This is a genomic window from Pseudomaricurvus sp. ABR4_320 (genome assembly GCF_056159445.1).
In genome coordinates this window covers 1-12,655 of sequence record NZ_JBSWVF010000012.1, presented here as the reverse complement: position 1 = coordinate 12,655, position 12,655 = coordinate 1, and the positions used below count along the sequence as shown (strand labels likewise).

6 protein-coding genes are annotated in these 12,655 nt (G+C 52.4%); all 6 read right to left on the bottom strand.

Annotation, left to right across the window (positions count from 1 at the left end):
- Nucleotides 1–3,081, bottom strand: coding sequence for an efflux RND transporter permease subunit (locus ACXAFR_RS20140; RefSeq protein ID WP_475180166.1), 3,081 nt, complete (start codon nt 3,079–3,081; stop codon nt 1–3).
- Nucleotides 3,078–6,155 carry a multidrug efflux RND transporter permease subunit gene (locus tag ACXAFR_RS20135; protein ID WP_475180162.1) on the bottom strand — a complete coding sequence of 1,026 codons (3,078 nt, stop codon included), beginning with the start codon at nt 6,153–6,155 and terminating at the stop codon, nt 3,078–3,080. The genes ACXAFR_RS20140 and ACXAFR_RS20135 overlap by 4 nt, the downstream gene beginning before the upstream one ends.
- Nucleotides 6,156–6,163: 8 nt before the next feature.
- On the bottom strand, nt 6,164–7,486 hold the full coding sequence (locus ACXAFR_RS20130) for an efflux RND transporter periplasmic adaptor subunit (RefSeq protein ID WP_475180158.1): 1,323 nt from the start codon (nt 7,484–7,486) through the stop codon (nt 6,164–6,166).
- A gap of 212 nt (nt 7,487–7,698) precedes the next feature.
- On the bottom strand, nt 7,699–8,874 hold the full coding sequence (locus tag ACXAFR_RS20125) for a PepSY-associated TM helix domain-containing protein (RefSeq protein WP_475180432.1): 1,176 nt from the start codon (nt 8,872–8,874) through the stop codon (nt 7,699–7,701).
- An 82-nt stretch (nt 8,875–8,956) separates the two neighbouring features.
- On the bottom strand, nt 8,957–11,269 hold the full coding sequence (locus ACXAFR_RS20120) for a TonB-dependent siderophore receptor (protein ID WP_475180154.1): 2,313 nt from the start codon (nt 11,267–11,269) through the stop codon (nt 8,957–8,959).
- Nucleotides 11,270–11,667: 398 nt separating this feature from the next.
- Nucleotides 11,668–12,655, bottom strand: a 988-nt coding sequence (locus ACXAFR_RS20115; protein ID WP_475180152.1) for a FecR domain-containing protein, incomplete at its 5' end; no start/stop codon positions are given.

Genomic DNA, 12,655 nt, shown 5'->3' with positions numbered 1-12,655 from the left:
TTAGGGGGAGGTTAAATGTGTCTTACGAGACCGTTTAAAGATGCGCTCACGCAGTCGTTCCAAGGTCAGATAAATTGCCGGCGTGGTATAGAGCGTTAACAGCTGGCTGAGTGCCAATCCGCCAAAGATGGTAATGCCAAGCGGGCGTCGTAACTCTGCACCTTCGCCAAACCCAATAATTAATGGCAGTGCACCCAGCATTCCGGCGAGGTTGGTCATTAAAATGGGTCTGAGTCGTTGCAGTGCCGACTGTTCAATTGCCTCCGCTGGATTCAGTCCTCGGTCACGTCTCGCGGCCAATGCAAAGTCGATCATCAAGATGGCATTTTTCATCACAATACCAACCAGCAAAAATAGCCCGAGGAGGGCAATCAGACTTAAATCCTGGCCGGTCAGTTTGAGTGCCAGCAAAGCACCAAGCCCGGCCGGAGGAAGGGTTGAGAGGATGGTGATAGGGTGTAAGAGGTTTTCGTAGACGACACCCAGAACAAGATAGACCGCCAATAGCACCCAAAGAAAGACCGCGGGATCGTTCATCTCCTGGGTGAAATCATTGGGGGCGGGTGGCGCTTTATGAACAGAATTTGGCAGCATGACGTTATTGAGAATTTCATCGATTGCCTCTTCGGCTTGCACCGAGGTAACACCCGGTGCGTAGCCGTAGCCAATGCCCATGGACGCAAACTGTCCCTCGTGTCTGACGCGATCCTCTGCCATGCCATAATCCCAGTGGGCAAAGGTAGAAATCGGCACTCTCTCCCCGCTGGCGGTTAAGACTTCCAAACGTCTCAATGTGGTGGGGCTGGCGGTGTATCGAGGTTCCAGTTCCATCACTACACGGTACTGATTCAACTCATCGTAGAGCGTGGCCACCTGGCGTTGCGAGAAGGAGTTGTTCAGTACGGTAGCGATGGTCGCCATGTCTACGCCTTGGCGACGGGCGGCTTCCCGGTCAATCTCAAGAACCACCTGACGAGCTTCATCCCCATCGACGGACTCGACCTGGGTCAACAGCGGACTGTCTTCCATTGCATAGGCCACCAGTCGCGCCCATTTTTTGAGCTCGGTGAGGGAGTCGGATCTCAAGACCAACTCGCCATCACTGTTGTTGCCGAAAGGGCGTCTGACATTCAGATCTTGATCGACCGACAAAAACATCATTGCTCCGGCGACCAGTGGGGCATTTTCCATCAGCCGGTCGACGACTTCCTGGGCAGAAACGCCACGCTCAGCAAGTGGCTTTAATTTGATGGTGACTCGAGCGTTGGTCAAACCGCCACTGCCGCCACTGGTACCGGTCAGATCCTCAACGGCGGGATCGGTTAAAAGATAGCGCCGAAACACTTCGATTTTTGGCTGCATTACCTGAAACGAAAAGCCATCATCGCCGCGGATAAAACCACGAATTTGTCCGGTATCCTGTTCGGGCAGAGGCTCCTGTGGCAGTTGGCCAATCAAATGTACGCTGTACGCCACCGCGCCCACAATGATGAGAAATGTCAGCGCCCGCTTGTTAAGAGACCACTGTAAGCTGGTGATGTATTTTTGTTGCAAACGTTCAAAAGCACCGGGCTTTCCCGTGCTGTTCCGAGTCGCTTGCGGATGGGCTTTTAAGCCGATGGCGCCAAGACTGGGCGTTAATGTGATGGCGGCCAGCAAAGAGATAAACATTGACGCGACCAGCGTAATCGAGAACTCGCGAAAAAGCTGCGTGGCCATGCCGCCAGTCAATAGTATGGAGGCGAAGACAACGGCGAGCGCCAGTGTCATGGCAACAAGGGTAAAACCAACCTCACGGATACTGGCATAGGCTGCCTGTTTCGGGGACATGCCTTCATCGATGTGTCGCTGAATATTTTCAAGTACAACAATCGCGTCATCAACGACCAATCCTGCGGCCACGATCAGTGCCATTAACGAGAGGTTGTTGAGTGAAAAACCAAAGAAGTACATAACAACAAAACTGCCCACCAACGAGACGGGAATTATGGCAGAGGCGATTAGCGCGGATCGCACGCTGCGCAAAAACAGCCAAATCACAAACATGACGAGAAGGCAGGCCAGCACTAGGGTCGTCTGGGCTTCGTGCAGGGATGCACGAATTCCCGGGGAGCGATCCATAATCACAGACACTTCGATATCCGCAGGTAAGAGTGCTCGAAGCTGTGGCAATTTTTCGTAAATGTTATCAATGGTCTCGACAATGTTCGCACCATTCTTGCGATTGATATCGAGAATAACGGCAGGGCGATTATTGTGAAAACCGCTGCTGTAACGATCTTCAACCGAGTCGGTTACGGTCGCTACATCTTCCAGCCTGACGATTGCTCCGTCGACATGACGGACGACCAGATTGCGATAGGCAGCCGCTGTGCGCAGTGGATCGCTGGTCTGAATTTGCCAGCGTTGGTGACCTTCCTCTATCGCACCCAGAGGCCGCAGGGCATTGGTGCGGGAAATCACATTTCGTACATCGTCCAACGCAATTCCGTAATGCAGCAGCGCGCCGGGGTTCAACTGCACCCGCACGGCGGGTAGTGACCCTCCGTTCACAGCGACTTCGCCAACTCCGGAAATCTGCGCCAGCTTTTGAGCGAGAATGGTCGAGCCGGCATCATAAAGCTCACTCGGGGCGCGATTTTCCGAGCTTAGCGCCAAACCCATAATCGGAGCCTGCGACGGATCCACTTTATCGTACTCGGGATTACCGGGCATGCCCGCGGGCAATTCGTTACGCACTCCGTTGATTGCCGCCTGAACTTCGCGAGCGGCTTCGTTCAAATCGCGACCCAGTTCAAAGGTTAAATTGACTTCGGTTGAGCCTTGATTGCTTCTCGATGAGATGGCTGTCACACCGGAAATACTGCCCAGTGATCGTTCCAGCGGCGTTGCAACGGTGCTCGCCATACTTTGCGGACTGGCGCCAGGTAAGCTCGCAGAAACGGAAATCATGGGCACATCGAGCTGGGGCAGTGGCGCAACCGGCAAAAGACGCCAGCAGATTGCGCCACAGAGCACAATCGCAATGGCCAGCAGACTGGTTCCTATCGGCCGGTCAATAAAGACCTGTGCCTGCCTCATGGCTGGGGCTCCAGCGCGACGGAAGCATCCTGGCGCTTGCGGCCCAGGCGATCAAAAAACAAATAGACCACCGGTGTGGTAAACAGCGTGAGTATCTGACTAACCAGTAATCCCCCAACCATAACGATACCCAGTGGTTGTCGCAGTTCTGCGCCTGAGCCGCTCGCCAACATCAGAGGCAGGGCGCCAAATAGCGCTGCCAGCGTCGTCATAAGAATCGGTCGAAAACGCAACATCGCCGCCCGGAATATGGCGTCTCTCGGTGTCATGCCCTGATTCCGCTGCGTCTCAAGGGCGAAGTCCACCATCATGATGCCGTTCTTTTTCACCAGACCAATCAGCAGCACAATACCAACCACAGCAATCATATCCAGCGCTCGGTCTGTGATAAGCAGTGCGAGCAGGGCGCCTACGGTGGCAGACGGTAGCGTTGAAAGAATGGTAATCGGGTGAATGGCGCTTTCATAAAGCACACCCAGTACGATGTACATGGTGATGATAGCGGCCAATATCAGCCACAAACTGTTGTCCAAAGAACTCTGAAAAGACGCCGCGGCACCTTGAAATTCGCTCTCGATGGCGGTGGGCATGTGCAGCTGTTGCTGCACCTCTTCAATGGCCGTTACTGCCTCACCGAGCGATGCGCCTTCGCCTAAGTTAAAAGAGACGTTGGTGGCGGGGAACTGGCCCTGATGGTTGATCAACAGTGGCGTTTGCCGTATCCGCACATCGGCAAGGTTTGACAGGGGAATGGCGTCGCCCTCAGCGCTCAAAACGAAGAGTTGACCCAGGCTGGTCGGGTTGTTCGCAAAGGCGGGATCAACCTCCATAATCACTCGGTACTGATTGGATTGCGTAAACAGGGTCGCGATCTGACGCTGGCCAAACGCGTTGTAGAGGGTGTCGGCAATGTCAGAAACATCCAAGCCTAAGCGAGCGGCAGCGTCCCTATCAATATCAACATAGGCCTCTCGCCCTTGTTGCAGTAAATCGGAAGCGACGGCATCAAGCTCGGGCCGCTTGTTCAGCGCTTCAACCAGTTCGGGTACCCATTCCCGCAATTCGCCGCTGTCGAGGCTCGTCAAGGTAAACAGATATTGGGTGCGGCTCACACGGTCTTCAACGGTTAATTCCTGTACGGGTTGAAACCAGGCCTGAATCCCTTGCACCTCATGACTGAGTGCTTCCAATCGGTCCATTACCTCGAACAGGCTCTCATTACGTTCGCTGTGGGGAGGAACATTGATCAGCATTCTGCCGCTGTTGAGGGTCGTGTTGGTGCCATCAACCCCGATAAACGATGAGAGATTTTGTATGCCGGGATCTTCGCGAAATTTTTTGGCGAGCGCCTGCTGGCGCTCGGCCATGGCGGTAAACGAGATATCCTGGGGCCCCTCGGTAATGACTTGAATAACACTGTTATCCTGAATGGGGAAAAAGTCTTTATCGACCCAGAGATAGAGCAACCCCGTCAGCGCGATCGTTGCCACAAGCACGCCTAACGTCAATGTCTGATGGTTTAAAACGCGCTGCAACAATAAGCCGTAACGGTCAATCAGCTTCTGTAGCAATCCCTCGGGATTTTCTTGCGGAGGTGACGCCAACATCCGTGCGCACATCATCGGCGTAAGCGTCAGTGAAACCAATAGGGAAAGACCGATCGCAACCGCCAGTGTAATGGCAAATTCATGAAACAAACGACCGACCACGTCTGGCATAAACAGCAGCGGGATCAGCACGGCGACCAGGGAAAAGGTCAGCGATACCAGAGTAAAACCAATTTCTGCAGAGCCCTTTAAGGCCGCCTGCAGCGGTGACAACCCCTGTTCTCGATGACGCGCGACATTTTCGAGCATGACAATCGCATCGTCGACCACAAAACCGGTGGCGATGGTCAGCGCCATCAGCGTGAGATTGTTTACGGAAAAGTCGAGTAAATACATGATCGCAAATGTGCCGACAAGGGATAACGGCACGGCGATACTGGGAATAATGGTCGCGGGAATGTTACGCAAAAAGGCGAAGGTCACCAGCACAACCAGACCGATTGCAAACAGGAGTTCCATTTGCGTATGAGACACAGACGCTCGAATGCTCTGAGTTCTATCGGATAAAACGTCAACATCGACGGAATCCGGCAAAGTCGCGGTCAGCTGCGGCAACAGATTTCGCACCTGATCGGTGACTTCAATAACATTGGCACCAGGCTGGCGTTGAATGTTCATCAACACAGCGGGTTGATCGTTTGCCCACGCAGCGAGGAAGCGGTTTTCTGCCCCGTCGACAATTTTGGCAACATCCCCAAGTCGAAGGGCTGCGCCGTTTTGCCAGGCGAGGATCAATAATTCATAGTCACTGACCGAGCGAATTTGATCATTCGCATCCAGCGCTGTGGAGCGGGTTGGTCCATCAAAACTGCCTTTGGGCTGATTGACGTTGGTAGCGGCAATGGCCTGTCGAACCTCGTCTAGGCTTAACCCGTGATACGCCAATGCCATGGGATTAACCTGGACGCGCAATGCCGGGCGTTGACCGCCAGCCAGGCTGACCATGCCCACGCCGGACAGCTGCGCCAGTTTTTGCGCCATACGGGTATCCACCAAGTCGTGAACTTCCGGCAGTGGCAGATTCTCAGCAGTAATGGCCAGCGTCATGATCGGGGCATCGGCCGGATTCACTTTACGATAGATCGGGGGCGTTGGTAGATTGTCCGGCAACAGATTCTGGGAGGTATTCATTGCCGCTTGAACTTCCTGTTCGGCAACGCCCAGATCGACGTCCAGATTGAATTGCAGCGTGATAATGGATGTACCACCGGAGCTGGTGGAAGACATTTGTTTGAGGCCGGGGATCTGCCCCAGATAACGTTCCAGTGGGGCAGTAATGGTCCGTGCGGTAACTTCTGGCCCGGCGCCTGGCTGAAAGGTAAACACCTGGATAATGGGATAATCGACCTGGGGTACCGCCGCCACGGGCAGCAGGCGCCAGGACAAGAGACCGGTGGTCAGCAACGCCAACATCAACAGTGAGGTGGCGATGGGGCGCAGGATGAACGGCTGAGAAATGCTGGTCATCGCGGCGCTTAGCTTGGATTGGCTGCTGCGGAGGCAGGTCGCTCACCGCGGTTAGAACCCGAAGGTCTTTCTGGCTCAGGCGTGTCTGATTCGGATTGACCGATACGAATATCCGGTGCTTGGTCGACCACGTCTCTGCCTTCGCGCAAGCGATCCAGCCCCTCAAGCGCGACTCTTTCTCCCGGTTCAAGTCCGTCGACGACCGCAATTTTCTCGTAGGAAGATTCGCCTAAGGTAATCTGCCGACTGTAGGACTTACCATCTTCGATCACGTAGACGTAGGTGCGATTGTTTCCGTATTGAACGGCATCTGTGGGGATGACGAGGGCAGATTGAATGGTTTTCAGCCGTAGCCGAACGTTGACGAATTGATTGGGAAACAGCGCCAGATCTTCGTTATCAAAACTGGCTCTGACCGTTAAGGTCCCTGTCGCCAGATCGATCTGGTTGTTAAAAGTTTTTAATGTTCCCGTCGCGAGGATCTCTGTTTCGTTGCGGTCCAATACCTCCACTTTTAGATTGTCTGAGCCTTGGTAGGCTTTGCGCAGGGCGGACACATCTCGCTCCGGCACCGTGAAATTCACTGCGATCGGCTGCATCTGGGTAATCGTCACCAGGCCATCGCCACTGCCACTGGTAACCAGATTGCCCGGATCAATCATCCTCAACCCTAAATAGCCATCAATCGGCGCTTCTATTCGCGTCCAAGACAACTGCAAGCGGGCATCGACCACCGCCGCTTTATTCGCTCTTACGGTGCCTTCCAGCTCACCGACAAGAGCCTGTTGATCGCTGAGGACTTGGCGGGCGATGGAATCCTGATCCCACAGGCGCTCGTACAGCTTGAGGTCTGCGCGGGCATTTTCCAGGCGTGCCAGATTCTGCTGTAAGGTGCCTTCAGCTTCTTCCAGTTGAGCTTCGTAGGGGCGAGGATCAATTTCTGCCAGCAGAGTGCCTTTTTCAACCAAGGTGCCTTCTTCAAAGGCAACACGATCGAGAACGCCATCCACTCGACTATTGACGGTAATGGTGTTGAGTGGTGTGACCGTGCCGATTGAGCGTATGGGAACTTCCAAATCGCCAAATTCAACCGCATGGGAGATCACAATTGCGGGTTGATCCCAGTTTCTCCCGGGACCCGGACGGGATCCATCATTGGCAGACGCATCAGTTGCGGCGTCACTAAAGAAAAAATACCAGACAATGGTCACCACAAAACATGCAATAACAGCCAGAATGATAAGGTTTTTTGAAGAGGTGCCGTGGGCTCTTTGCTCTAATGACATACCGTCGAACGTTGTAGGTGATTGAAAATAGGTCGAATTCTGCATCTGTTTTAACAACAGACGTATCGAAGCATGTTACCTGCAAGAGTTGAAAAGGACCTTAACTTACTTTGTATCAGAGTGTATCAATTGTATATTAGATGTTGCTAAATAGCGGGAGGGTTTTATGGCTGAAGTTTGCCGTTGGTGTGGACCTAAAAAACGTCCGGTGACAAGCAGTATTTCTAGTTGCCCCAAACGAACGGACTTTCTGTCTGTTAAGACCTGCGCTTTTTGAGTCTTCTTGGTCTTCGTTTACGCCACCAGATGACGACACCAGTAACTGAGAGCATCACGACAACCAGCCCCATACAACACACCAGAATCCGGTAGGGCAATCCCCAGACGTCGGCAAAGTGTAGGTCGATCAGCCAGCGTGTAACAAAATCACCAGCACGTTCTTTGTCTGGTTCAACATCTTCCCCGTTAATTTCCAGCAGCTCACCTGTAGAGGCGTTAAACGTTACGCCAAACCAATCATACGCTTTCTGCCGGTTTTTAAATTTTGTCGCGATCCAAAAGGTCAGCTTGCCAGTGTGCTGATCGTAACGCAGAGCGTCTTCTCGGTAGTGGTCAATGTGGTGGGCAATGACGGCATCACGCATTAATTCCCTGCCGCGTTGGTATCCCGCCCGCCAACCCATGGCGGGTTGAGGGGGAAATGTAGACGCGTCCTTGTCTCGATGGTGGTGTTCCTCCTGTTCGGCGAATCCGAACAGGAAATCGGTGATAGGGTAATAGACCGTTTCGAGATTGAGCGCGACGCTAGACCAGGCAAACACGAACAGCAGCAACCAAGTCCAAAGGCCAAAGGCACGATGAAGATCGTAGTTGAGTCTTTTTCGGTTGATACCCCAGGCGATTTTCCACTTAGTCAAAAAAGGATGACCCCTTGGAAGGGTTAGATAGGCGCCGACAAAGCAATCCAGGCTCCACAATAACGCAATGATTCCAAAAGCCAGGGTGCCAATCTCACCCAACGCCAAGCTGTAATGTATCTTGTAAAGAAATGGCATTAGGTTGATTAGCCCCTGGGAGATATCTCCCCAACGGCGACTGGCCAATATGTCACCTGTGTATGGGTCGAGAAATAATTGACCATCCACTGGAAGATTATTCGGTTCGCGGGCTTCAACCCATAGCTCTAGCGGGGCATCGCGTCGATAGGGGGCCAAAGCGCTATCAGAGATGATGTCCGGTCGTTGTTCATAAGCGCGCTCCAATAAGGTGACCATATCCAGCATGGGGGCTTGTGGTGAGGGCGCGTGTACGCTTCCGGCTCCAGGAATCAACAGCGCGTCCAGTTCCTCATAAAATGCCAGCAAGCTGCCAGTTAATCCTGCAGTAATCAAAAACGCTGTCATTGATAGTCCTACCCAGCGATGCAACAGCACCCAGGTAGGACGTTGACGCAAGAGATGAATCCGTGTCCATGCGCTCACAGAATTGACACAGTTTGTGTTTTTATGGACGGATTCAAAAGGCGTAACGTACAGTCAGTAAAATATTGCGAGGTTCCCCATAGACCGCATTGCCTCCCCATTCTGACGGCTGCGCCTGGATTGAACTGTAGTATGTTTCGTCCGTCACGTTACTGACATTGACTTGCAGGTCCAGTCGCGCAATTGGCTTGTAACCCACCATCAGATCCACGACCGTATAGGCTCGCTGTTCGGAGCGGTAGTTTACGGGGATATCGTCGTAGTAGCTTTCAAAATAGATATCGTCTTGCCAGCGGGCGGCACCGCCAATACGCCATTGGTTATTTGGAAATCTATAGGTTGTTGATACCTTAAATTGGTTTTCAGGCAAATCCGTTTCCGGATTAGTGCCTTCCGAATCGGGGTTATCTGGGTCTTCCTCGATACGTTTTTTCACAGAGGTAAACCCCGCGCCGATTTGCCAGTTTTGGGTTAATTGTCCCTGCATTTCGAGCTCGTAACCTTCACTGCGCACCAGCCCTGCAGGTCGGTAACAGGTTTGCATCAGATCGAAGGGGCAAACGCCGTCAGATACGGCCTTATTCCCTTCATCGAGTCGAAATAAGGTCGCAGAAACATTCAGCGAGCCATCAAAATACTCCCCCTTTAGGCCTAGCTCATAGTTCTCTCCAACGATGGGTTCAATAAAATCATTGGATCGGGTTTTTTGACTTTGCGCCTTAAAAATCTCCGTATAACTTGCATACACGGAATATTGCCGACTGATGTCGTAAATCAAACCGCCGTATAAAGAGTCGTGGCTATCGTAATCATAGTCTTCGCCCCAATTTGTCCATCCCGTGCGCGCAGTTCCATCCCATTCGTTCCACTCGGATTCACTCTGGTATTCGAACCAGTCAACGCGAAGACCTAAGATCAATTTCAATGGGGCGGCGAGATCAATTCTTGCCGTAATATGGGCACCATATTCCGTTTCTTTAAAGTCAGAGTAATAGTCGATTTCGAAATCTGGCTCTGGCGCGTCATGAGTCCAGTTGAAAATATCAATATCGGTTGCATAGATTGGACCGGGCCAATAGCCTGCGGTCGCCTGTTTTTGTTCTCCTTCACGATAACTGGCGCCGATCACCAAGTCGTGGATGCGATTGAACAATTGCAAGGTTCCTTTGGCATTTGCACCGTAGGACAAACGATCATGATTGTAGTTGGCTTTACCGCCACCTTGATCCCAGCCTCCTGTTTCGTTGAGGTTTACCCCAGCTCTAACCATCTCTTCGTCGCCCCAAATTCTGTTTACCGCCAGGGTCGCTGACCAGTCGTTGTTGATGAGATGTTCCACTGTAAAATAGAGGGAGGTGATGTCATCGTCCCAATAGTTCCAGTCGTTGCCGAGGTAAGTTGACCGAGGCAGATTCAGGTCACTGCCATCTTCAGCGGTAGGTAAACCACCGTAACCCGTTACATTTTTGTTTTCCTGTCGGGCAAAACTTAATGAAAACAAGGTGCTGTCAGTAACATCATATTCACCGACCAGATAGACGAGTTGGCGATCTTCCGTGACCAGATCCATAAAACTGTCGCTGTCTTGCCAGCGCGCTACACCGCGAGCGCGTAGACCACCTGAAGTGTTCAGTGGTCCTGAAACATCCGCTTCGGTTGCCGCGTGATTCCAGCGACCCGCTTCTCCCTGTACATAGAATTGAGTATCTTTCGTAGGACGTTTACGCACAAAATTAATCGCTGCCGACGGCGTTCCCGAACCTTGCATCAGACCGGCCGATCCACGCACGACTTCCGTCCGATCGTACATCGCCAGGTCTGTCAGCAAATTGCCTCGACGCGTATCACTGGCGATGATAGGCAGTCCGTCCAGCAAGTAGGTATCAATATCAAAGCCACGTGAATAAAACGTTTCTCGATAGGGCGCGGTCGCGGTACTGCTGATTCCAGGCGTATTTCTCAATAGATCGGTCGCAGTTTTTAGTGCTTGATCCTCGATACGCTGTGTGGTCATTACGGTGACAGACTGAGGTGTTTCTCGTATGGACAAGGGTAATAAGGTCGCAGTACTCATCAAGTCTGTGGTGTAGGATCTGGTGTTTTCTGTTGTGGCACTTGCGATAGCGGCGGAAATTTTTACCGGTGGTAATTTCACGGCACCGCTATCCTCCTCGACAATGATATAACTGCTGCCTTCCTTGCTGACGGTTAAGCCGGTTCCAACGAGCAAAAGATGAAGAGCATCTTCGATAGCATAGGTGCCGTTAAGTCCGCGACTTGCAATACCATCCGTCATGGCTGCGTTGGCGGTCAGAAGGATGCCTGCGTCCGCTGCAAACTGACTCAAGACCCCGCTTAATGGGCCAGAGGCAATGTCGTACGTTTGGGGTGGCTCGGGTGCGCTGTTGGTTTGAGCTACTGCATTGGGGATGGTCAGAACTATGATGACCGCCAGACTGCAATAAAGAATCGATAATGAGAGCAAATTCCTACAAGATCTCTGTGAATGTCGCATGGTTTCCCCGATAAATATTTCTGGATATGAGTCTGCTATCGGTATTGCCAATTGACGGTCAAAAAGGGGAAGGGAATTTACTCGTTTTTTTGTCTCTCGGTATTTGCGGAACGTCGACGCTGTTTTTGTAGGCGATGATGAGTTCACAAACCAAGGGATTGAGAAAGCTTGTGCGGGTAGGAATAGGGGCGTTGTAATGCGACGTAACACTGCCGCTTGTATCGGCTAATTTATTTGGCGGCCTGGATTTGCACCCACCAAGGCGTCAGTCGCAAGACTTTGACCGGCAAAATGCGTTCGATGGCTCTCAATACGTCGTCGGTGTTTTGCAGGGGAAAGGCGCCGACCAGTCGCAGGTCTGCTACCTCGTCAGTGACACCAAGATAGCCGCGGCAATAGCGACTGAGCTCGGCAATTACTTCGTCTAGTCGCATACCATCGGTGACCAACATACCCTGTGTCCAATGAGGCCGTATTTCCGACAAAGGTATCGGCAGTGAGACTGTACGACCAGTCATAGTGGCGCGCGAGCCACTTTCAAGAATACGCTGATGTTGTGATTGTTTTGGATACAGTGCTACCCGGCCGTCGTAAACACGAATCGTGATCTCGTCCTGTTGAACGCGAACACTAAACCAGGTGCCCAGTGGTTGTACTTTCCCCAGAGGCGTATTGACCTGCAAAGGGCGAAGGTCGTCACCGGTGCGAATCGACAGTTCACCGCGCAGCAACTCGAATTCACGCACTTGCTTATTGAAACTCACATTTACAGCACTCGCGGTATTCAGCCAAAGTTCCGAGCCATCGGCCAAGGTAAGTTGCCGGAGTTCACCCACCGTTGTGGAGTAGTCGGCACGCAAAGGGGCGCTAAATTTCCAACCTGTGCTCGCAGCGAAAGGTAAGCCAATACCGGCGAATACCAAATTCTTTAGCAGGCGGCGACGGCTTCTTGCCGCGTCGCTAAGTGTGGCTTTGCCCGGTGCTTTATCCAAGGCTCGGATACGGTTGTCGATTGCCTCCACTCTCGCCCAGGCTTGTTGGTGCTCAGGGCTGATGGCGAGCCAGTCGCGCCATTCACTTTCTGCTTGCTGGTCGGGGGTATCACGATTTAGACGAGCAAACCATCCCGCAGCATCGCGTAACACGACTGGATTGATCGTTGCGGATGTTCGAGGTGCCATAGTCCTGTCGATTCCTAATGCATTAATCAGAGGTTCC